This window comes from Amycolatopsis sp. AA4 (assembly GCF_002796545.1).
Lineage (GTDB): Bacteria > Actinomycetota > Actinomycetes > Mycobacteriales > Pseudonocardiaceae > Amycolatopsis.
Window position 1 is genome coordinate 6014868 of the sequence record NZ_CP024894.1, and the last position, 23140, is coordinate 6038007.

The following is a 23140-nucleotide window of genomic DNA, read 5'->3' on the forward strand; positions in this document are numbered from 1 at the left end:
TTCAGCTCCTTGTCTCCAGCCCGCTTGCGTACACAGTACATCGTCATGTACAACGTACACAAGATGTACAACGTACACGACCCTGGGGGTTATGAGATGACCGCTCGAATTCCTGTTCTGATCTGCGGCGGAGGGATCGCCGGACTCACCGCGGCACTGCTGCTGCACCGCGAGGGAGTCGCGCCGGTGCTGGTGGAAAAGCACGCTGGCACTTCCCCGCAGCCGAAGGCCCGCCGCTTCAACCCGCGCAGCACCGAGGTGTTCCGCTGGCTCGGCCTCATGGACGAGGTCGAGCGAGCAAGCGCACCGCTCGCGTCGTTCACCGGAATGCTCTCCGGTTCCACCCTGGCCGACGCGACCTGGCCGAAGGTCACTGAAAACATGCGCGAGCGGTTCGCCCAGCACGCGAAAATGCCCGACCTCAGCCCAGCGCCAAGCGTCCTGTGCCCGCAAGACGTGCTGGAACCGGTGCTCCGGCAGGCCGCGGTCGAGCGCGGCGTTTCGGTTCGCTTCGGCACCGAACTGGTGTCGTTCGAGCAGGACGACGCTGGGGTAACCGCCGAACTGCGCCCAATCGACGGCGAGCCGTACCAGGTCAGCGCGGACTATCTGATCGCGGCGGACGGCGCGCGCAGTCCGATCCGCACCACGCTCGGCATCCCTCGCGGCGGGCACGGGCACCTGGCCGACAATCTCGACATTTGTTTCCGCGCCGACCTGACCGAGCTGGTCCGGGACAAACCGTTCAACCTGTGCCGGATCGAGAATCCGGCGGCGTCCGGCGCGTTCGTGTCGGTCAACGGCACCGACCGCTGGCTCTTCTCCACCTCCGACTTCCCCGGCTCGGACTCTCTGAGCGAGGACGGCTGGCGCGAGCTGCTGCGCACTGTAATCGGCGTGCCGGACCTCGAGGTCGAAGTGCTGAGCCGGATGCAGTGGGAGTCAGGGATGTACGTGGCCGAGTGTTTCTCCTCCGGCCGGGTCTTCCTTGCCGGAGACGCCGCGCACGCGATGCCGCCAATGGCCGCCGCGGGCGCGAACACCGCGATCGCGGACGTCGCCAACCTGGCCTGGAAGCTCGCCGCAGTGTTGTCGGGCAGGGCGGCGCCCACCCTGCTCGACACCTACCACGCGGAGCGCTACCCGATCGGGTATGCGACGGCCGAGTTCTCCAGCATGGTGAGCGGCCATCTCGGCACCATGCTCGCCACGATCACCAGCGACGACGCACCACGCATCGACCCGTTGGCCGCGCTGTTCGGCGTGCAATACGAACGCGGCGCCTTCATCCCGGACGGACGCGGTCCCGCCCCGGAGGACCGGTACGGCCCGGCCGGTCGTCCGGGCACCCGAGTTCCGCACGCCTGGCTCGACGGCACGACGTCCACAGTGGACTTGGCGATGCCTGGTTTCGCCCTGCTCTGCGGACCGGACCACGCCCGGTGGACAGCCGAGGCCAGCCGGCTGGGCCTCCGCGTCGTTCCCGTCTCGGACGAGGCATGGCTGGCCGAGACGGAATTGCCTGCCGACGGTGCGCTGCTGCTCCGGCCGGACGCCATCGTCGGGTGGCATTCCTCGTCGGGGGTCCCGCTTGCCGAAGCCCTGTCCCGCCTCCTCCACACCCGAGCGGAGGCAACCGTGTGACCTCGCCGACGGTGCTCGGGTTCGCCCGCCCCGCGCACTGGATCTGCCACGCCTTTGCCGAAAGAGAGGAGCATTGATCGAACACACCTGAACGCGCGGATCCGGGTGCCGGTACCAGCCAGCCCGCTTCGGCACCGACCGGTTGCGATCCGCGGCTGCCTCTCCTGACCAGGTCGAGCCACGCCACCGTGCCAGCCCGCACTTACCGCGGCTCGTGCTGGGAGAAGAGCAGCCGACGACAGCGAGGATCGCTGTGGTCCGCCTCAACGGGAAGCCAGAGAGAGTCAGACCCGGGCGCGTTGCCCACAGCCTCGCGCACCAGAGCCGAGGAGGCGCGGCAGCGGCCACCCACTGCGCTTCACGCAGTGCGCGCATCGGAGCACCCCAGATCCGCCACCGGAACGTGCTCGTCGACGCCGAGGGTGCTCGGCGTCTCGGGCCAGGAGAAACCAACCGCAGTCTGCATCAGAAGGGAGGTCCGCCAGCGACCTGCACAACCATCCGCCGACCAGCCGCAGTGGTCGCTTCAAGCGGCCTACGTCGACGAGCGCTCGGGGCCGCAGAGGGACCGAACTGCGGGTGTTGGCCACGCGATCTGCACTGACAGCCTCGCCGCGAGCAGTCCGAGCCAAAGCGAACGAGTGCTTAGGTCCGCAGAGGGGCCGAACTGTGCGCGTCTGCCACGCGACCTGAGCCGGCAGCCTCGCCGCGAGCAATCCGAGCCAGGAGCGGTCGCTTCAAGGCGCGGTCGCCGGTGGCCGTCAGTGCCCGCAGACCAGGTCCAGTTCGCGCAGACCAGGTCGGCGGCTGTCACGTCGAGGGCTGGCGCGTCAAGAAGCCGTCAGGGTTAGCCGTCGAGTCAGGCAACCCGCGTCAACAACCGTCGCGCCGAGCGACCCGGAAACACCGTCCGCATAAAGATCGAATTACGACCCATTCAGGAGGCGACAAAACCGATGACCGCACCGCTCATTCGAACCGGGACGGGTCTCCCGCCCCGTGCCGCACGACCTCCGCCTCGCCGGAGGAGAAGTCGATCACTGTGGTGGGTTCCACGCCGCAGTCGCCGGAGTCGATGACGGCGTCCAGGACGTGGTCGAGTTCTTCCTTGATCTCCCAGCCCTGGGTGAGGGGCTCGCCGGAATCGGGCAGCAGCAGCGTGCTCGACAGGATCGGCTCGCCCAGCTCGCCGAGCAGTTCCTGGGTCACGACGTGGTCGGGGATTCGCACGCCGACGGTCTTCTTCTTGGCGTGCAGCAGCCGCCGCGGGACTTCCTTCGTCGCCGGGAGGATGAACGTGTAGGGGCCCGGGGTGCTGGCCTTGATCGCCCGGAACACCGCGTTGTCGATGTGCACGAACTGGCCGAGCTGGGCGAAGTCCTGGCAGACGAGCGTGAAGTGGTGCCGGTGGTCGAGCTTGCGGATGGTGCGGATCCGTTCCATCCCCTGCTGGTTGCCGAGCCGGCAGCCGAGCGCGAAGCACGAGTCGGTCGGGTAGGCGATGAGCCCGTCGTCGCGCAGCAGGTCGACCACCTGGGAGAGCGCGCGGCGCTGCGGGTTCTGCGGGTGCACGTCGAAGTAGCGGGCCATTGCCCGAGCTTAGGCGTGCCCGCCGGGCCGGGCGCGCGGGCTCTCCGGGGGCCGGGCACAGTGACGGGCGAGGAGGTAGGTCCGTGCATGCTCTCTGGTCCACCGGCGAACAGTGGGAACTGCTGCCGCCGGTGCTGCTCGCCCTGCTGCTGAGCACGGTGATCGGCATCGAGCGCGAGGTCGGCAACAAACAGGCCGGCCTGCGCACGCACACGCTGGTCGGCGTCGGGTCGGCGGTCTTCATGCTGGTGTCGAAATACGGTTTCGCCGATTTGCTCGGCATCGAGCACGTGGCGCTCGACCCGTCGCGGATCGCCGCGCAGATCGTGTCCGGCATCGGGTTCGTCGGCGGCGGGCTGATCTTCGTGCGGCGCGACGCGGTGCGCGGCCTCACGACCGCGGCGACCGTCTGGCTCGCCGCAGCCGTCGGAGTCGCGTGCGGTGCCGGGCTGCCGGTGCTGGCTGTCGCGACCACCGCAGGGCTGGTGGTGATCACTCGCGGATTCCCGCGGATTTCCCGGTTCGTCGCGCGCCATCGGCGGCAGCCGCCGATCCTCCGGTTGAGTTATGCCGACGGGCACGGCGTATTGCGAGCCGTGCTCGCCACTTGCACCGATCGGGGTTGGGCGGTCCACCGGGTGGCGGTCGACCGCGAGACAGTTTCCGAGGAGGGGCAACGGATCGCGGTCGTCACCCTGCTGTTGCAGGGACGCGGCGATCTTCCCGAACTCACGGCGGAACTGGCCGAATTGCCCGGCGTGCGAAGCACCGCGACGGGCGCGGAGGATCCGCTCGAAGATTGACCCGCCCCGGGTTCACACGGATCGCCGGACTTCAGGCACACTGGAGGCAGTGCGGAAACCCCGGCGCGGCAAGAAAAACGAGCGCCGAGGAGAAACCATCCAAATGGGAGGTGAGAGCATGGCCCCCGGCGGTGGCGAGGACCTGATGGCCGTCCGGCCGTCCTTCGACTTGGCTTGGCGCGGCTATCAGCGCGGCCAGGTGGAAGAATTCGTCACGTGGGTCGAGGCGGAATTCCGGCGCCTCGCCGCGGAACGCGACGCCGCGGCACGACAAGCGGCCGAACTCGCCGAGCGCAATCGCGAACTGCGCGCGACGGTCGACCGGATCAGCCGTACCCCCATCGCGCCGGACGCCTTGCAGGAACGCTCCCGCCGGATGGTCGAGCTGACGCGCGAGGAAGCGGCGGAGATCACCGCACGCGCCGAGGACACCGCCGCGCGGATCATCGCCGACGCCAAGGCGGAAGCCGTCCGCCTCACCGAAAAGGAACGCGCGCTCGTCGAAGCCGTCTCCGCGGATCGCGAGCAGCAGCGGCGGGAACACGAAGATCTGCTGCGCCGCGCAGTCGAAGAACGCAAGGCCGCGGACGAAGCGGCGGCGAAGGAACGCCAGCGGCTCGAAGAGCACCTCACGCGCACGTTGGCCGACCGCCGCACCGACGCGCTCCGCGAAATCGCCGACCGCACCGCAGCCGCGCGCGCCGAAGCCGACGCGCGCGTCCGCCAAGCCACCGACCACGCCACCCGAATCGTCTCCGACGCCGAACAGCGAGTCGCCGAACTCGTCGCCGTCCAGCAACGGGTGAAGGCCGCACTGCGCGGTGCCCGCGAACTTCTGGCAACCGCGAACGCCGACCTCGCCCCGGACGGCACGCCGGTGCCAAACCAGCGACGCAACTCAGTGCTGCCCGAAGTCGCCGAGGCCGCCCCGACTGGCTGATCACCGGTGTCGGCCGAGGCGCGGACTGCTTACTGGTCGGCCCGGTGAACACTGACCTCGTTCCGAATCGGTGCCAGGTCACGCCGCTCGCAGAAGTTGCCAAAGCCACGCTTTGACTGGTCGAGCATCCGTCCAGGAGGCGACGGCGGTTGATCGATGCCGAGTCTCGACGCTCGCAGAAGTTATCGAAGCTGCGGTGTGACTGGCTGAGCCTCGGCCCAGGAGACCACGTGGTCCCTCGGTGCGACAGGCGCGAAGGTCGAGTTCCTCCCGAACCATCACCTGCGTTCCTCTCTCGCAGGCGGGCACCGCGGCTTTTGCGGCCGCATCAGCCGCGAGGCCCGGCGGGCGCACCTGCTTGGCGGCCGACCATGTCGAGCACCGGCCCTGGATACGCCGGGTGGGTATACTCGGTGGTGAACCAACGGGGATGCCGACAAAAAGGGACGATGTGCGATGACCGGCTACGGCAGTGAACGAGAGGCCTACCTCAAGCGCCTTCGCCGGATCGAGGGGCAGATCCGCGGCCTGCAGCGCATGGTCGAGGAGGACAAGTACTGCATCGACATCCTGACCCAGGTGTCCGCGGCGACGAAGGCCTTGCAGTCCTTCTCGCTGGAGTTGCTCGACGAGCACCTGGCGACCTGTGTCGTCCAGGCGGCGGCCGCGGGCGGGGAGGAAGCGGACCTCAAGGTGCGCGAGGCCTCCGATGCCATCGCGCGGTTGGTGCGTTCCTGAGGTAGCGCACGGCAGTTGCTTCCTAGCGGGCTCGCCATTGCCAACGAGACGGCTGCGCATCCAGACCACAGGTGCGGGCGAAAAGAATTCCTCCGCGCAGAGCGTGTGCGTGGTGCTCGACGCTCCGGAGGGCGGGTTTGTTTCCGCGGGAGTGTTCGCCGGGACAGAAGTCCGCGTTTGAACCGCGACGGTGCCTCGCAGGGGTCCGAGCGGTCGCTGGTTCAGGTCGTTTGACGCAACTCCGGGCAAGGTCGACGGCTCGCCGTCCGCCAACCGTCGTACCGCAGCGGGGGCCTCAGAGCGAGTCATCGCCAGGCAGACCAGCGCCAGAGGCCAGCCGCGAAAACGGGCCAGCAGTGGAAACCCGCCACTGGCCCGTCCCGGGGGACATCACGCTGCTCGGAACCGCCGCAACCGGAGGCTGTTCGAGACCACGAATACCGAGGAGAAGGCCATCGCCGCGCCTGCGATCATGGGGTTGAGCAGGCCGAACGCTGCCAGCGGCAGTGCCGCGACGTTGTAGGCGAACGCCCAGAACAGGTTTCCCTTGATCGTGCCCAGCGTGCGCCGGGCCAGGCGGATCGCGTCTACTGCTGCTCGCAGGTCTCCTCGGACCAGAGTCAGGTCTCCGGCTTCGATCGCCGCGTCCGTTCCCGTGCCCATGGCCAGGCCCAGGTCGGCTTGGGCGAGCGCGGCCGCGTCGTTGACGCCGTCGCCGACCATTGCCACCACTCTGCCTTCGGCTTGCAGGCGCTTCACCACGGCCACCTTTTCCGCGGGGAGCACCTCGGCCACGACCTCGGTGATGCCCGCGGCGTCGGCGATCGCTCGCGCGGCGCCGGCGTTGTCGCCGGTCAGCAGTACCGGCTGCAGGCCCAGCGAACGGAGTTCGGCGACGGCTTGCGCGGACGTCGGCTTGATCGTGTCCGCGACCACCAGCACGCCTCGCGCGACGCCGTCCCACGCGACGAAGACTGCCGTCGCGCCGCGTTCTTCCGCTGCGGCCTTCGCGGAGGTCAACTGGTCGTCGATCTTGACGCTCCAGTCGGCCAGGAAGGCCGCGCGGCCGGCCAGGACTGCTGCGCCTTCCACCAGGCCGGAGACACCGAGACCCTCGGTGTTGCGGAACTCGGTCGCCGACGGGAGGTCGCCGACTCGTTCGCGGGCGCCGTCCGCGATCGCTTTCGCGATCGGGTGCTCCGAGGCGTGCTCGACTGCCCCGGCGTAACGCAGCAGTTCGCGCTCCGTGACGCCTTCCCCGACGTGGACGTCCACCAGGCTCATTCGCCCGGTCGTGACGGTCCCCGTCTTGTCGAGCACCACGGTGTCGACCCGGCGAGTGGATTCGAGCACCTCCGGACCCTTGATCAGGATCCCGAGCTGCGCGCCGCGACCGGTGCCGACCAGCAAGGCCGTCGGGGTCGCGAGGCCCAGTGCGCAGGGGCAGGCGATGATCAGCACGGCTACCGCGGCGGTGAACGCCTCGGTGACGTCTCCGCTGGTCAAGAGCCAGGTGATCAGCGTCCCCAGAGCCAGCACCAGGACGATCGGCACGAACACTGCCGAGACGCGGTCGGCCAAGCGCTGGACTGCTGCCTTGCCGTTCTGCGCTTCCTCCACGAGCCGGGCCATCTGCGCGAGCTGCGTGTCCGCGCCGACGCGGGTGGCGCGCACCGCGATCCGGCCGCCGACGTTCACCGTCGCGCCGGTCACGCCGTCACCCACCGCGACCTCGACCGGCACCGACTCCCCGGTAATCATGCTGACGTCGACTGCCGAGCTACCGTCGGTAACCACGCCGTCCGTGGCGATCTTCTCGCCAGGCCGGACCACGAACGTGTCTCCGACCCGGAGTTGGCCGACCGGGATCCGCTGCTCGCGGCCATCGCGCAGGACTGTGACGTCCTTCGCGCCGAGTTCGAGCAGTGCCCGGAGCGCGGCACCGGAGCGACGCTTGGACCTCGCCTCGAAGTACCGGCCGGCGAGGATGAACGTGGTGACGCCCGCCGCGACCTCGAGGTAAATGTTGTCCGTTCCCGATCCCCCGGACACGCTGAACTCGAAGCCGTGCCGCAGGCCCGGCATGCCTGCCATGCCGAAGAACAGCGCGTACAGCGACCACAGCGTGGCGGCCGAGACGCCGAGCGAGATCAGCGTGTCCATCGTCGCCGCGCCGTGCCGGAGGTTGGTCCAGGCGGCGCGGTGGAACGGCCACGCACCCCAGACCACGACTGGCGCGGCGAGCGTGAGCGACAGCCACTGCCAGTTCGTGAACTGCAGCGCGGGGACCATCGCCAGCACGATCACCGGCACGGTGAGGATCGCCGAGTACAAGAGCCGGTCGCGCAGCGGCCGCGTTTCGTCCTGCTCGGGCGCTTCCGGCTTCTCCGGTTCCGGCGCTTGCGCGGTGTACCCGGTCGCTTCGACGACGCCCACCAGGTCGTGGACCGAAACGGTGGAGGGGTATTCGACGTGCGCCTTCTCGGTCGCGTAGTTGACGCTCGCGGTGACGCCTTCGACCTTGTTGAGCTTCCGTTCGACCCGAGCAGCACACGACGCGCAGGTCATCCCGCCAATGGCGAGTTCGACTGACTGCACGGGGGCTGGTGTCGTGGTGCTCATGTCACTCCTTTTTACGCGACGACCTGGTAGCCGGCCTCGGCGACGGCGGCCTCGACGGCCTCGCGCGAAATCGGCTCTGCACTGGTGACCTTCACGGCGCCGGTGGCGAGGTCGACGTCGACCTTCTGCACCCCGGCCAGGCCGCCTACCTCCTCTTTCACCGATCCGACGCAGTGCCCGCACGTCATGCCCTGGACGGTGTAAGTCGCTTCGGTCATCGCCACACTCCCTATCGTGCTCTCCGCTGATACCTCCTTTATACCCCTAGGGGGTAGCGGCATGCCAGAGGACCCTGTCGTGAACCCGGTTACCCGCCGGGAGAGACTTCACGGATGCGGAAGATCTACGCGATCGGGATCGGCGCCGGCGACCCGGAACACTTGACGGTGCAGGCAGTCGACCGGCTCAATCGCGTCGACGTGTTCTTCGTGCTCGACAAGGGCAGCGCGAAGGCCGACCTGGTGCAGCTGCGCCAGGAGATCCTGGAGCGGTTCGTGAGCCGGCCGGGGTATCGGGTAGTGAGCGCGAAGGACCCGGACCGCGACCGGAAGCCCGCGGACTACCGGACCGCGGTCGCCGACTGGCACCAGCTCCGCACTGACGTCTACGAGCGGCTGATCCGCGACGAGCTGGCCGACGGCGAGACCGGCGCGTTCCTCGTCTGGGGCGATCCGGCGCTGTACGACAGCACGATCGCGTTGATCGAGGCCGTGCTGGCACGTGGGAACGTGGCGTTCGACTACGAGGTGGTGCCGGGGATCAGCAGCATCTCCGCGCTGGTGGCCCGGCATCGCACGACGATGAACCAGATCGGCCGTGCCGTGCAGCTCACGACGGGGCGCCGGTTGGCCGAGGGCTGGCCGAGCGACGCCGATGACGTCTTCGTGCTGCTTGACGCGCACACCGCGTTCGATCAGTACGCGGACCAGGGGTTGTGGATCTATTGGGGCGCGTACGTCGGCACTCCGGACGAGATCTTGCTGTCCGGGCCGTTGGATGAGGCCTTGGCGACGAAGATCCGCGAGACGCGGGCCGCGGCCCGGGAGCAGCACGGGTGGATCATGGACACATACTTGCTGCGCCGGCCGGAGTGAAGGCGGCGGGCCGTTTTCGCGGCCTGCCTTTTTTCGGGCATGAAAAAAAGGGGCGGGGCTCCGGGAAAACCTTATTCAGGTTCTCGACCGGGGCCCCGCCCCTTCTTTTAAGTTAAGTTCGGCGGTGTCCTACTCTCCCACAACCCTTCGGTTGCAGTACCATCGGCGCAGTCAGGCTTAGCTTCCGGGTTCGGAATGGGACCGGGCGTTTCCCTGACGCTAAAACCACCGAAACACTCCGAAACAACACACACCTGTCACTGTCGTGACAGCCGGTGTGGTGTTTCAGAACCGTAGAGTGGATGCGAGCGATCTTTGTGGGCAAGTCCTCGGCCTATTAGTACCAGTCAACTCGACAACACATTACTGTGCTTCCATTTCTGGCCTATCAACCCAATCGTCTCTTGGGGGCCTTAACCCACATAGGGTGGGATACCTCATCTTGGAACAGGCTTCCCGCTTAGATGCCTTCAGCGGTTATCCCTTCCGAACATAGCCAACCAGCCATGCCACTGGCGTGACAACTGGCACACCAGAGGTCCGTCCGTCCCGGTCCTCTCGTACTAGGGACAGCCTTCCTCAAGTATCCTGCGCGCGCGGCGGATAGGGACCGAACTGTCTCACGACGTTCTAAACCCAGCTCGCGTGCCGCTTTAATGGGCGAACAGCCCAACCCTTGGGACCTACTCCGGCCCCAGGATGCGACGAGCCGACATCGAGGTGCCAAACCATGCCGTCGATATGGACTCTTGGGCAAGATCAGCCTGTTATCCCCGGGGTACCTTTTATCCGTTGAGCGACACCCCTTCCACCAGGAGGTGCCGGATCACTAGTCCCGACTTTCGTCCCTGCTCGACATGTCTGTCTCACAGTCAAGCTCCCTTGTGCACTTGCACTCGACACCTGATTGCCAACCAGGCTGAGGGAACCTTTGGGCGCCTCCGTTACCCTTTAGGAGGCAACCGCCCCAGTTAAACTACCCATCAGGCACTGTCCCTGAACCAGATCATGGTCCGAGGTTCAGATTCCCAATCCGACCAGAGTGGTATTTCAACAACGACTCCACACCCACTAGCGTGAGCGCTTCACAGTCTCCCACCTATCCTACACAAGCCGAACCGAAAACCAATACCAAACTATAGTAAAGGTCCCGGGGTCTTTCCGTCCTGCCGCGCGTAACGAGCATCTTTACTCGTAATGCAATTTCGCCGGGCCTGTGGTCGAGACAGCCGGAAAGTCGTTACGCCATTCGTGCAGGTCGGAACTTACCCGACAAGGAATTTCGCTACCTTAGGATGGTTATAGTTACCACCGCCGTTTACTGGCGCTTAAATTCTCAGCTTCACCCACAAAGTGAGTTAACCGGTCCTCTTAACGTTCCAGCACCGGGCAGGCGTCAGTCCATATACATCGTCTTGCGACTTCGCATGGACCTGTGTTTTTAGTAAACAGTCGCTTTCCGCTGGTCTCTGCGGCCAACCACCCCTCCACTTGCATGAAGCTTCAAGGTGTTTGGCCCCCCTTCTCCCGAAGTTACGGGGGCATTTTGCCGAGTTCCTTAACCACAGTTCACCCGATCGCCTTGGTATTCTCTACCTGACCACCTGTGTTGGTTTGGGGTACGGGCCGTGCATGCACTCACTAGAGGCTTTTCTCGACAGCATAGGATCACCCACTTCGCCTCACACGGCTACGCATCACGTCTCAGAGTATGTGAACAGCGGATTTGCCTACTGTTCCTCCTACACGCTTACACCAGGACAACCATCGCCTGGCGGAGCTACCTTCCTGCGTCACCCCATCGCTTGACTACTACGGAATCAGGTCCCACGCTCCACACACCCGATCCGCCCGAAGGCTTCACGAGTGGCTTCGGGTGGTTAGTGTCAACCGCCTCGCCATGGGCGCACATGCTCGGGTACGGGAATATCAACCCGTTGTCCATCGACTACGCCTGTCGGCCTCGCCTTAGGTCCCGACTTACCCTGGGCGGATTAGCCTGGCCCAGGAACCCTTGGTCATCCGGCGGCAGAGTTTCTCACTCTGCATTCGCTACTCATGCCTGCATTCTCACTCCCGCACCCTCCACCGCTAGCTTCCGCCGCGGCTTCCCTGGATGCAGGACGCTCCCCTACCCATCAACACGACTGGACATCCGCCTCAAGGACGAACGTCGATCTATTGTGTCAATGACACAGCTTCGGCGGTGTGCTTAAGCCCCGCTACATTGTCGGCGCAGGACCACTTGACCAGTGAGCTATTACGCACTCTTTCAAGGGTGGCTGCTTCTAAGCCAACCTCCTGGTTGTCTGGGCAATCCCACATCCTTTCCCACTGAGCACACACTTAGGGGCCTTAGCTGGTGTTCTGGGCTGTTTCCCTCTCGACGACGAAGCTTATCCCCCGCCGTCTCACTGCCGCGCTCTCACTAACCGGTATTCGGAGTTTGGTTGATTTCGGTAACCCGGTAAGGCCCCTAGACCATCCAGTAGCTCTACCCCCGGCAAGAAACACGCGACGCTGCACCTAAATGCATTTCGGGGAGAACCAGCTATCACGGAGTTTGATTGGCCTTTCACCCCTACCCACAGCTCATCCCCTCAGTTTTCAACCTAAGTGGGTTCGGGCCTCCACGACGTCTTACCGTCGCTTCACCCTGGCCATGGGTAGATCACTCCGCTTCGGGTCTAGACCACGCGACTCAATCGCCCTATTCAGACTCGCTTTCGCTACGGCTACCCCACCCGGGTTAACCTCGCCACGCAGCACTAACTCGCAGGCTCATTCTTCAAAAGGCACGCCATCACTCAACAAGTGAGCTCTGACGGCTTGTAGGCACACGGTTTCAGGTACTCTTTCACTCCCCTCCCGGGGTACTTTTCATCTTTCCCTCACGGTACTCGTCCGCTATCGGTCTCCAGGAAGTATTTAGGCTTACCGGGTGGTCCCGGCAGATTCACAGCAAATTCCACGAGCTCGCTGCTACTCGGGAACACCGCCACACAACACAAACACAGTTTTCGCGTACGGGGCTCTCACCCGCTCCGGCCCGCCGTCCCAAGCGGTTCCGCTAACCATGCCGCATCACGCCCAGAGTGTCAGCTCTGAGAAGACAGGTCCCACAACCCCGACCACACAACCCCTGACAGGTATCACATGCAATCGGTTTAGCCTCTTCCGCTTTCGCTCGCCACTACTCACGGAATCACTTTTGTTTTCTCTTCCTGCGGGTACTGAGATGTTTCACTTCCCCGCGTTCCCTCCACACCGGCTATATATTCACCGGCGGGTAACACCACATCACTGGTGCTGGGTTTCCCCATTCGGAAATCCTCGGATCACAGCTCGGTTGACAGCTCCCCGAGGCATATCGCAGCCTCCCACGTCCTTCATCGGCTCCTGAAGCCAAGACATCCACCATGTGCCCTTAACAACTTGACCACAAAGATGCTCGCATCCACTCTACAGTTCTCAAACACCACACCAGAAACAACGTGTGTTGCCTCAGGACCCAACAGCGTGCCAGCAAACAACCCACCACCCGGATCCACCAGCCGGATTTCCACGCGGCAAGCCGCAGTACTAACCGGCGGTATCACCACCGCGATGAGCCTTAACCAGTAGTTCCACAATTCCTTGAGCAACCGGAACAAGCACACATTCGGCACTTGAGTTCCAGCCACCCCATGCCCTGGTTCCGGGTATCCCGGGAGCATGGATGTGTTGTGCTCCTTAGAAAGGAGGTGATCCAGCCGCACCTTCCGGTACGGCTACCTTGTTACGACTTCGTCCCAATCGCCAGTCCCACCTTCGACCACTCCCTCCCTTGCGGGTTGGGCCATGGGCTTCGGGTGTTACCGACTTTCATGACGTGACGGGCGGTGTGTACAAGGCCCGGGAACGTATTCACCGCAGCGTTGCTGATCTGCGATTACTAGCGACTCCGACTTCACGCAGTCGAGTTGCAGACTGCGATCCGAACTGAGACCGGCTTTAAGGGATTCGCTCCACCTCGCGGTATCGCAGCCCTCTGTACCAGCCATTGTAGCATGTGTGAAGCCCTGGACATAAGGGGCATGATGACTTGACGTCATCCCCACCTTCCTCCGAGTTGACCCCGGCAGTCTCCCACGAGTCCCCGCCATGACGCGCTGGCAACGTAGGATAAGGGTTGCGCTCGTTGCGGGACTTAACCCAACATCTCACGACACGAGCTGACGACAGCCATGCACCACCTGTACACCAACCACAAGGGAAGCCCCATCTCTGGGGATGTCTGGCGCATGTCAAGCCCAGGTAAGGTTCTTCGCGTTGCATCGAATTAATCCACATGCTCCGCCGCTTGTGCGGGCCCCCGTCAATTCCTTTGAGTTTTAGCCTTGCGGCCGTACTCCCCAGGCGGGGCGCTTAATGCGTTAGCTACGGCACGGACAACGTGGAATGTCGCCCACACCTAGCGCCCAACGTTTACAGCGTGGACTACCAGGGTATCTAATCCTGTTCGCTCCCCACGCTTTCGCTCCTCAGCGTCAGTATCGGCCCAGAGACCCGCCTTCGCCACCGGTGTTCCTCCTGATATCTGCGCATTTCACCGCTACACCAGGAATTCCAGTCTCCCCTGCCGAACTCAAGTCTGCCCGTATCGACCGCACGCTCCACGTTAAGCGTGGAGATTTCACGGCCGACGCGACAAACCGCCTACGAGCTCTTTACGCCCAATAATTCCGGACAACGCTCGCACCCTACGTATTACCGCGGCTGCTGGCACGTAGTTAGCCGGTGCTTCTTATCCAGGTACCGTCACTTGCGCTTCGTCCCTGGCGAAAGAGGTTTACAACCCGAAGGCCGTCATCCCTCACGCGGCGTCGCTGCATCAGGCTTGCGCCCATTGTGCAATATTCCCCACTGCTGCCTCCCGTAGGAGTCTGGGCCGTGTCTCAGTCCCAGTGTGGCCGGTCACCCTCTCAGGCCGGCTACCCGTCGTCGCCTTGGTAGGCCATTACCCCACCAACAAGCTGATAGGCCGCGGGTTCATCCCATACCGCCGGAACTTTCCACCACCACAGATGCCTGCAGTGGTCGTATCCGGTATTAGACCCAGTTTCCCAGGCTTATCCCAGAGTACAGGGCAGATTACCCACGTGTTACTCACCCGTTCGCCACTCATCCCCGGCCGAAACCGGTTCAGCGTTCGACTTGCATGTGTTAAGCACGCCGCCAGCGTTCGTCCTGAGCCAGGATCAAACTCTCCAACAATGTCTTCAAGTTCGATCGAGACTACTCTCAATCAATCAATCTCAAAGGAAACCCCGACGAGGGGGTTTCATATAAGCTCTACTGGCTTAGTTCACTAGCACACTGTTGAGTTCTCAAGCAACACACCCCGCATCAAACCCGGCCCCGTGAGGGCGAGCCTGACCGAAGCGGTCATTCCTAGCAGTTTTTGGTGGGACACCCACTCAATCACCCTAGAGGCGAGAGCTTGGTTCGTGTCCCGGCGGCCGCCCGGTCTCCCTGGCGACGAAGAGAACATTACACGGCTCAAAACGGCCCGAAACAGGGGGGTCCCTTAATACGATCTTCGCAGGTCAACCGGCCGATTAGGCCCGCTGGCGCCGATCCGGCGGGCCCACCGGCGCCGAGTCGAGGCACCCGAGCGCGGCGAATCCAGCAGCTAATCGGCTCGACGATGTCGCAATGCGGAAGAACGGGCGGCTCGCGTTATCGGTGAATGCGCGACACGACCGGCCGACGGCCGCCGAGCGGAGAACGGATTGCCGCTGGACATCGACGTGCCGGAGCGGAACAGCGCGGCGGCAGGACGGTTCGGGGCATCATGAGCGCCAAGACCGTCGGGTGACCCGGGTCACCCGAAGCGATGTCCGGTCCGGGACGGGCAGCTTCGTTCTTTCCGAAGACCGGCGGCCAAGCGCCAGCCGCACGAGCAGAAGGACTCTCAATGACCGTGTCAAGCCGCAACAGTGACCGGATTCGGTGTGTCGAGGGTGAATTCGCGGCCGTCGCGCAGCAGTGCCCAGAGCACGTCGACGAGTCGCCGGGCCAGCGCTAGGAGGGCTTGGGTATGGATGAGTCGTTCGGCGCGCTTCTTGTCGTAGAACCGCCTGGACGGGCCTTGCGTGCGCAGGCTGGACAGGGCGGCCATGTAGAAGACCCTGCGCAGGCGTCGGTTGTAGCGTTTGGGACGGCGCAGGTTTCCGCTGACACGACCGGAGTCGCGTGGCACCGGCACCAATCCGGCATAGGACGCCAAGCGGCCGGCGGTCGCGAAGGTCGCCAGGTCACCGCCGGTGCTGGCGAGAAATTCGGCGCCCAGTCCAGGGCCCATGCCGGGCAGGGACTCGATGATCCTCGCCCACGGATGTCGCCGGAATCGGGCGGTGATCAGCTTGTCGGTGTCTTTGATCTCGCGGTCGAGGTCGAGCAGCTTGCGGGCGATGCGTTTGACGAGCATCGCGGCATCGGCTTCGCCGGGCAGCACCAGGTCCTGGGCGTCGGCGGCGGCGACCGCGGTCGCGGCGGTCTTGCCGATCGCCGGACCCCATGCCTTGTTGTCGGTGAGATGGGTTGTGACACCGCCGATTCCGGCGGTGCGGATCTCGGCGGGGGTGCACATCCCGGCGACCAGGATCAGCGGGGTTCGGTTGGAGTAGTCGAACGCGGCCTCCAGAGCGGGGAAGATCGAGCCCAGCAGCGCCCGCAGCCGGTTGATCCCGGCCACCCAGTCCGACATCAGGTCGGCGCGGTAGCTGGTCAGCTGGGTCAGCGAGACCGCCAGCTCATCGGGCATCGTGACCTCGGTCAGATCCCTTCGCAGCCGGGCGGTTTCGGCGATCACCCGAGCGTCTTTGGCGTCGGTTTTTCCTTCGCCTCGGAATCCGTGGGTCATCGTGTTCACGACCCGGCCCGGCACATAGGTCACCGACTGGTCGGCAGCCAGCAGCGCCGTGATCAGCAGCAACGCCATCGGACTCGTCAAATCGATCGCCCACTGCGCCCGCTGAGCGGCCGCACTGGCACGAGCGATCAACTGCTCGATCGCGCGCTGATCATTCCCGAGTTTCTGACTGAACAGCACCTTCCCGTCGGTGTCGATCGCACACGCGTGATGCATCGATTTGCCGACATCGATCCCGACCCAGACCTCAAGGCGAATCGCCACCCATCCACTCCTGTCATTGCAGGTCACGCCCGTGGACAACCCCGCCGACAGATCCCTAAACAGCGACGACCCGCAACAGCTCTCAATCAGCGAACGGAGCGTCCAGCACGGCGGGGCAGCCAGTCCTTTCGAGCCTCGACAACAGGCAACAACCGATCAGCTACACCCCACCGCCCCGGGCATCCAGGGCACCAACCCCAGACACCCACAAACTTAGGGAGCACCCGATGAAGTACCTGATCCTGGCGTACGGCAACCAGCAGGACTACGACCACCTCAGCGGCAAGGAAGGCGGGGCGACCGCGCAGGAGGTGGCGGAGGTCGGCGAGTTCCTCGCGGGGTTCACCGGGGCGCTGGCCGATTCGGGAGAGCTGGTCGAGACGCAGGGGCTCACCGCCCCGGTGCTGGCCCGCCGCCTCCGCCTGCGGGACGGGGCTCCGGTCGTCACCGACGGGCCGTTCGGCGAGACCGAGGAGGTCGTCGCCGGGTACTGGATGGTCGACTGCGCCAGTTTCGACCGGGCGACCGACATCGCGGCGGGCCTGCTCAAGGCCCCGGGGCGGCTGGCGGAGGCCGGAGTCGTGGTCCGGCCGGTGATGGGAAGCGAAGGCGAACTCTGACGGAAGCAAGGCGGCAGAGATGACCGACTCCGCGGTCGACGACACCCTCCGCACCCTCGCCCCGCAGGTATTGGGCGCGCTGGTCCGCCGCTACGGGCGGTTCGACCCGGCTGAGGACGCGGTCCAGGAAGCCCTGCTCAAGGCGGCCCAGCGGTGGCCGGAGGCGGGAATCCCCGAGCGGCCTTTCGGCTGGCTGCTGCAGGTCGCGAGCCGGAAGCTGATCGATCTGCTCCGCGCTGACCAGGCAAGGCGGGAGCGGGAGCTGCGCGCCGTTCGCGAGGATGCCGAGGAGGTCGGCGAGCAGGCCAGCGACGACACGTTGGTCCTGCTTTTCCTCTGCTGCCATCCGTCGTTGTCGGTGGCGTCGCAGATCGCGCTCACCTTGCGGGCCGTCGGCGGCCTGACGACCGCGGAGATCGCGCGGGCGTTCCTCACCTCCGAGGACTCGATGACCCGCCGGATTTCCCGGGCCAAGCGGACCATCCAGGACAGCGGCGTGCCGTTCCGGATGCCCCCGGCAGACACCCGTGGCGAGCGGCTCGAAGCCGTCCTCCATGTCCTGTACCTGATTTTCACCGAGGGGTACTCGGCGACGTCAGGGCCGGAGTTGCGGCGCGCCGACCTGGTCGCGGAGGCGATCCGGCTGGCCGAGATGACGGTCGCGCTGGTGCCGGACGACAGCGAGGCCGCCGGGCTGCTCGCGTTGATGGTGCTGACCGACGCGCGGTCGCCGGCACGGGTGACCGACCAGGGCGAACTGGTTCCGCTGCACGAACAGGACCGGACGCGGTGGAAAGCCGAGTCGATCCGCCGCGGGGTGGAGCTGTTGACGGCGGCGTTGCCGCGCGGGCCGGTCGGGCCGTATCAGCTGCAGGCGGCGATCGCGGCGGTCCATGACGAGGCCGCCACCGCGGAGGAGACCGACTGGCGACAGATCGTCGGGCTTTACCGGCTGCTGCTCAAGGTTTCGGCGAGCCCGGTCGCGAAGGTGAGCCACGCCGTCGCGGTCGGGATGGCGGACGGGCCCGCCGCGGGACTTGAGCTGCTCGACGCACTGGACCACCGGGACCGGCGGTTTTACGCGGCGCGAGCACATCTTCTGGAAAGGGCGGGCGACCGCGAAGCGGCCCGGAGCGCGTATCTGCGCGCGGCCGAACTCGCCACCAACATCCGCCAGGTGCGGTATCTCCACGCCTGCGCCCGGCGGCTCTCCGAAGGAGCTGAGCATGACTGACGAGATCCGGCCGTACCGGCTGGAGATCCCGGAAGCGGACCTGGCCGACCTGCGGGAACGGCTGGACCGGACGAGGTGGGCGCCGGAGCCGGCCGGCGGGGACCAGGGGTACGGCGTCAGCGTCGGCCGGGTGCGCGAACTGGCCGAGCACTGGCGGCATCGCTACGACTGGCGCGCGTGGGAGCGGCGGTTCGCCGAGTATCCGCAGTTCACCACCGCGATCGACGGCAGCACCGTCCATTTCCTGCACGCCCGTTCCCCGGAGCCGGACGCGATCCCGTTGCTCCTCAGCCACGGCTGGCCGGGATCGGTGGCGGAGTATCTGACCGCCGTCGGACTGCTGAGCGATCCCCGGGCGCACGGGCTCGATCCGTCGATCGCGTTCGACGTCGTGCTGCCTTCGTTGCCGGGCTTCGGCTTTTCCGGGCCGACGGCCGACACCGGGTGGGGTCCGCAGCGGATCGCCCGCGCGTGGGCGGAGTTGATGCGCCGACTCGGCTATGAGCGCTACGGCACCGCGGGCAACGACTGGGGTTCGCAGATCGCGCCGGAGGTCGGTCGCGTCGCTCCGGATCAGGTGCTCGGCGCGCACGTGACGCAGACCTGGGACCCGCCGCCGGACGACGATCCACAGTGGATCACCGGACTGTCCGCTAAGGACAAAGCCGCGTGGGACGCGTTCCACCACTACTTCACCAACGAAGCGTCCTACGGCGCCGTCCAAGCGCAGCAGCCGCAGACGCTCGCGCACGCGCTGTCGGATTCCCCGGTCGGCCTGCTCGGCTGGAACGCGCAAGCGATGCACGACCACGGCCTCGACGCCGACGGGATCCTCACCCACGTCACGATCCACTGGCTGACCGGCACCGCGGGTTCGGCGATCCGGATCTACGCCGAGGACGCCCGGGAGATCCCTGCGGAGGGCCGCAATCCCGTGCCGCTCGGGGTCGCGCAGTTCCCCGGCGACCTGCCGTCGATCCGCGTGTTCACCGAGCATCACCGCAACCTGGTGTCGTGGAACGAGTTCGACCGCGGCGGGCACTACGCGGCGCAAGAGGTGCCTGACCTGTGGACGGGTGACGTCCGGCAGTTCTTCGCGAGGCTGCGTTAGAAAAACATTGCTCCGACTACATTGCACCTTATTGCACTGAGAAATCGCCCCGATTAGCGTCGAGGGCATGCAGACAGTCCTTCTCCCCTCCGGCGCTCGGATCGCCTACGACGACCTCGGACCGCAGTCGAAGATCCCGGTGCTTCTCGTGCACGGGCACCCGTTCGACCGGTCCATGTGGGGCCCGCAGGCTGACTACCTGGCGCGGAACGGGCACCGGGTCGTGGTTCCTGACCTGCGGGGATACGGGGAAAGCACCGGTCCGGCGGTCAACGGTCTCGAAGACTTCGCCGAGGATGTCCTCGGACTGGCTGACCGCCTCGGCCTCGGCCGTTTCGTGCTGGGCGGGCTGTCGATGGGCGGGCAGATCGTGATGCAGACCATCCGCGACTACCCGGAGCGCATTGCCGCGCTATTGCTCGCCGATACGTTCGCCGAGCCCGAGACCGCCGAAGGAAAGGTGACGCGCAACCAAGCTGCGGACCGGGTGCTCGCGGAGGGCATGACCGCGTACGCCGACGAGCTGTTGCCGAAGATGGTGTCGCCGGGCACCTTCCGCGAGAACCCCGAGGTGACCGGGCACGTGCAGAAGATGATGCGCGGCGCACCGGCGGCGGGCGCGGCGGCGGCGTTGCGGGCCCGGGCGAAGCGGCCGGATTACCGCGATTCGCTGAAGCAGGTCAGCGTGCCGACGCTGGTCGCGGTGGGCAGCGAGGACGAGTTCACCCCCGTCGCCGACGCGCAGCTGCTGCACCAGCTCGTCGGCAACTCGGAGCTGGTGGTGCTCGACGGCGCCGGGCACCTGCCTAACCTGGAACGCGCGGCCGAGTTCAACGACGTGTTCGGCCGTTTCCTGGACCAGGACCACGCGGAAGAACGGTGACGCACTCCATGAAGACCGTATTGGTGACCGGCGCAAGCGCCGGGTTCGGTGCCGCGATCACGCGCCGATTCGTCGCGGAAGGCGCGCGGGTCGTCGCCGCGGCCCGCAGCGGCGACCGGCTGAAGACGCTGGCGGACGAACTGGGCGACGCGGTGTACCCGCTGGTACTGGACGTACGAGACGCGGACGCGGTCGCGGACGTCGTCGCGCGGCTGCCCGAGGAGTGGGCGAAAATCGACATCCTGGTCAACAACGCCGGCCTCGCGAAGGGCCTGGAACCCGCGCACGAGGCGAAGCTCGAGGACTGGGACCAGATGATCGAGACCAACGTGACCGGTCTCGTCCACCTCACCCGAGCGGTCCTGCCCGGAATGGTCGAACGCGGCACCGGCCACGTAATCAACATCGGTTCGGTAGCAGGCACCTACGCCTACCCCGGCGCGAACGTCTACGGCGCCACGAAGGCATTCGTGCACCAGTTCAGCCTCAACCTCCGCTCCGACCTGCGCGGCACCGGCGTCCGAGTGACCAACATCGAGCCAGGACTAGTCGGCGGCACAGAATTCTCCACCGTCCGCTTCGACGGCGACCAGGCCAAAGCAAACAACGTCTACGCAGGCACCACCCCCCTGACCGCAGACGACGTAGCCGAATCAGTCTTCTGGGCAAGCTCGCAACCAAAACACGTAAACATCAACGTCATAGAACTAATGCCGGTCGTACAAACCTTCTCCGCACTACACATCGACCGAGACGCTTAAAAAAACAACCGCACCTCCGCACCCAAACAGCGAGGCACCCACCCCTCCCCCAACCCCGATACAAAGCCGCCCTGCGGTTCGGGGGTGCTTGTCAAGGCATCTTTCCCGCCTTGACAAGCACCCCCGAACCGTCAGCACAATGAAAATTCGGGGTGCCCCACGCAACCCAGACGGGGCGCAATGTCGCCCGTCAGGGCGACGAGCCGCCCGACTCACCCAGGCGCAAACCTCCCCAACCCGAACAACTCGAACAACGCCTCCTGCCTCCCAGTCCGGTCAGACAAAATCCGCCGCGCCCGAGGCCGCCCCCCAGTAGACCGATACCGCAACACAGTCTCCCCGATCCCCCGCAACTCATCCAACAACTCGGCCACAGACAGATTCACCCCAGCCCGATCCGCCTCCCGCCGCATCACATGCGTAACCGTCGCCGCCAGCACGGACACCAACGTATGCACCGCGATCCGATGCGAAGTCCACTCCCACCGAGGCGAAGGCCCAGCCACCGCCGACCCGGTCAACCACCGAAACGTAGAGTCGAGATAAGTCCGCGCCCGATAAGCAGTAATCACCTCGGCAACCGGCCAATCCCGATCAGTAACCAAGATCTGCTTCCCGAAAAACTCCTCCGCCAGCCGAGCCACGGCCGCCTCGTCGACCCGCCGCTCCAAACGGAGTTTCCCCGCCCGGCTCCCGGCAAGCGTCGTATTCAACACCCGCTCCACCCGACGCCCCCGAATAATCCGGGACATCTCCGCGTGCACCTGCGTCCGATCCCCGCGATGAGTCCCCGCAGCGAGCGCGGCAGCCAGCCCGTCAAGCTCCCGCACCGTAGTACTCAACTCGCTCGTAAACGCCCGATACTGCGCCGCGTGCAAAGTCGCCGAATGGGTAAGAATGACCCGCCGAGGCACCCCGTCCACAGTGGCCACCGTGTCGAACGCGGTAAGCCCGGCAAACCGCTCCGGATCCACCCGCCGCCGCACCGAAGCGGGCCGCGCGAGCAACTCCGGATGATCCGCCAGCGGAAGCGACCCGACAAACCCGGTCCGCGCGCCAAGATCAAGCTGCGCCGCCTGGCCGGAGTGGAAAACCAACGTATGCCGCTCGCCCAGCTCAGCGGCCAGTGCCCCGAAGGTCGGGGCGTTCTCCCGCCGATAAACCCGGGAAGCCAGCGGAATCGCCCCGTCCCGCGTAACGACGAGCCCCAACCCGGCAAGCACGTCCTGACAAGCTGACGGCAACGTGCAATCCGCCGCGGTAAACGCCGCGAACTGCGCGACATCAACCGTCAGCGCCTCCGTCCCGTCTTCCCCCAGAAGCTCCAGAACCGCCTCCGCCACAACGGTTTCCACCCGAGCGATCCGCTCCGGAGTAAGCCGCTGCAACGCCCGCCAATGACCAGCCGTGGTGATCGACCCCTTGGGCGGCCGAGGCCGGACCAAATCCTGCGCCAGACACCCGGTCCACCACTCCTCGAACTCGGTCTCCGGCGCAGTCGCCCGATGCAGCACGGCGAGCGCGACGTGAAGGCCAAGCGTCGGCCGAGCCCGCTGCGGTCCAGCCACCGAGTCCACCCGGCGAACCAGGTCGAGCCGCTCCAGCGTCCCCCATACGGCGGAAACGTCGCCGAACGACCGATGCCGCGCGCCGGCTGCCTCCGGACCCCCGCCGGCCACCGCCGCCGCGATGTCCTCGGCGGTCCCGAGATACCGCTGGCCGACCACGCGCGGCTTGCCGTCCACGCGCGCGGACTCGGCGAGGTAGTAGTACGTCCGCCCGCCGATGCGCTTCCCGATCACTGAGGCCACCCTTTAGGTAATACCGTCGCCACCCGGCATCGACAAGCCCGCAACCTGCGCGAATGATCACTCCAGGCCGTTCGTGCGCCCGGCGGCGGGCTAAGAGCTGGCTGGTCGC

At 65.8% G+C, this 23140-nt stretch carries 15 protein-coding genes and 3 rRNA genes; 10 read left to right on the plus strand and 8 right to left on the minus strand.

What is annotated here, in order from left to right; genetic code table 11:
• The first annotated feature begins 96 nt into the window (after nt 1-96).
• Nucleotides 97-1644: an FAD-dependent monooxygenase gene (locus CU254_RS27860; RefSeq protein ID WP_037715056.1), complete on the plus strand. Its 1548-nt coding sequence runs from the start codon at nt 97-99 to the stop codon at nt 1642-1644.
• A gap of 969 nt (nt 1645-2613) precedes the next feature.
• On the opposite strand, the gene CU254_RS27865 is transcribed toward CU254_RS27860, so the two are convergent.
• Nucleotides 2614-3234, minus strand: a complete 621-nt coding sequence (locus CU254_RS27865) for an L-threonylcarbamoyladenylate synthase (protein ID WP_009081413.1) — start codon at nt 3232-3234, stop codon at nt 2614-2616.
• Nucleotides 3235-3317: 83 nt separating this feature from the next.
• On the opposite strand from CU254_RS27865, the gene CU254_RS27870 reads away from it, so the two are divergent.
• The 3 genes from CU254_RS27870 to CU254_RS27880 all read left to right on the plus strand — a co-directional run bounded on the left by CU254_RS27870 (nt 3318) and on the right by CU254_RS27880 (nt 5715).
• Nucleotides 3318-4037 carry an MgtC/SapB family protein gene (locus tag CU254_RS27870; RefSeq protein WP_009081414.1) on the plus strand — a complete coding sequence of 240 codons (720 nt, stop codon included), beginning with the start codon at nt 3318-3320 and terminating at the stop codon, nt 4035-4037.
• Between the two features lie 118 nt (nt 4038-4155).
• Nucleotides 4156-4977: a DivIVA domain-containing protein gene (locus CU254_RS27875; protein WP_009081416.1), complete on the plus strand. Its 822-nt coding sequence runs from the start codon at nt 4156-4158 to the stop codon at nt 4975-4977.
• A gap of 456 nt (nt 4978-5433) precedes the next feature.
• Nucleotides 5434-5715, plus strand: a complete 282-nt coding sequence (locus CU254_RS27880) for a metal-sensitive transcriptional regulator (protein WP_009081418.1) — start codon at nt 5434-5436, stop codon at nt 5713-5715.
• 390 nt (nt 5716-6105) lie between these two features.
• Here CU254_RS27880 and CU254_RS27885 read toward each other — a convergent pair whose 3' ends face one another.
• Both CU254_RS27885 and CU254_RS27890 read right to left on the minus strand, forming a co-directional pair.
• Nucleotides 6106-8337, minus strand: a complete 2232-nt coding sequence (locus CU254_RS27885) for a cation-translocating P-type ATPase (protein WP_009081419.1) — start codon at nt 8335-8337, stop codon at nt 6106-6108.
• Between the two features lie 11 nt (nt 8338-8348).
• On the minus strand, nt 8349-8555 hold the full coding sequence (locus CU254_RS27890; RefSeq protein WP_037715058.1) for a heavy-metal-associated domain-containing protein: 207 nt from the start codon (nt 8553-8555) through the stop codon (nt 8349-8351).
• 114 nt (nt 8556-8669) lie between these two features.
• On the opposite strand from CU254_RS27890, the gene cobF reads away from it, so the two are divergent.
• On the plus strand, nt 8670-9431 hold the full coding sequence (gene cobF / locus CU254_RS27895) for a precorrin-6A synthase (deacetylating) (RefSeq protein WP_009081420.1): 762 nt from the start codon (nt 8670-8672) through the stop codon (nt 9429-9431).
• A 116-nt stretch (nt 9432-9547) separates the two neighbouring features.
• Here cobF and rrf read toward each other — a convergent pair.
• The 4 genes from rrf to CU254_RS27915 all read right to left on the minus strand — a co-directional run bounded on the left by rrf (nt 9548) and on the right by CU254_RS27915 (nt 16611).
• Nucleotides 9548-9664 (minus strand): 5S ribosomal RNA (rrf, locus tag CU254_RS27900).
• 84 nt (nt 9665-9748) lie between these two features.
• A 23S ribosomal RNA gene (locus tag CU254_RS27905) occupies nt 9749-12872 on the minus strand.
• A 295-nt stretch (nt 12873-13167) separates the two neighbouring features.
• A 16S ribosomal RNA gene (locus CU254_RS27910) occupies nt 13168-14687 on the minus strand.
• The 16S, 23S and 5S rRNA genes sit together here, the layout of an rRNA operon.
• Nucleotides 14688-15399: 712 nt before the next feature.
• The gene (locus tag CU254_RS27915) at nt 15400-16611 is read right to left on the minus strand and encodes an IS110 family transposase (RefSeq protein ID WP_009076656.1); all 1212 of its coding nucleotides are present in this window, start codon (nt 16609-16611) and stop codon (nt 15400-15402) included.
• Between the two features lie 227 nt (nt 16612-16838).
• On the opposite strand from CU254_RS27915, the gene CU254_RS27920 reads away from it, so the two are divergent.
• The 5 genes from CU254_RS27920 (at nt 16839) to CU254_RS27940 (ending at nt 21220) form a co-directional block, all read left to right on the plus strand.
• Nucleotides 16839-17231 (plus strand): YciI family protein, encoded by a 393-nt coding sequence (locus tag CU254_RS27920; protein ID WP_009081425.1) that lies wholly within the window; start codon nt 16839-16841, stop codon nt 17229-17231.
• Nucleotides 17232-17250: 19 nt separating this feature from the next.
• Nucleotides 17251-18465 carry an RNA polymerase sigma factor gene (locus tag CU254_RS27925; RefSeq protein WP_009081427.1) on the plus strand — a complete coding sequence of 405 codons (1215 nt, stop codon included), beginning with the start codon at nt 17251-17253 and terminating at the stop codon, nt 18463-18465.
• Nucleotides 18458-19576 (plus strand): epoxide hydrolase family protein, encoded by a 1119-nt coding sequence (locus tag CU254_RS27930; protein ID WP_009081429.1) that lies wholly within the window; start codon nt 18458-18460, stop codon nt 19574-19576. Before CU254_RS27925 ends, CU254_RS27930 begins: the two co-directional genes overlap by 8 nt.
• Nucleotides 19577-19643: 67 nt before the next feature.
• A complete protein-coding gene (locus CU254_RS27935) occupies nt 19644-20459 on the plus strand; it encodes an alpha/beta fold hydrolase (protein WP_009081431.1) in 816 nt (271 codons plus the stop codon).
• Between the two features lie 8 nt (nt 20460-20467).
• A complete protein-coding gene (locus CU254_RS27940) occupies nt 20468-21220 on the plus strand; it encodes an SDR family NAD(P)-dependent oxidoreductase (RefSeq protein WP_037718077.1) in 753 nt (250 codons plus the stop codon).
• Nucleotides 21221-21432: 212 nt separating this feature from the next.
• Here the strand turns inward: CU254_RS27940 and CU254_RS27945 are convergent, their stop codons facing one another.
• A complete protein-coding gene (locus CU254_RS27945; protein WP_037715061.1) occupies nt 21433-23022 on the minus strand; it encodes a hypothetical protein in 1590 nt (529 codons plus the stop codon).
• Nucleotides 23023-23140: the final 118 nt, after the last annotated feature.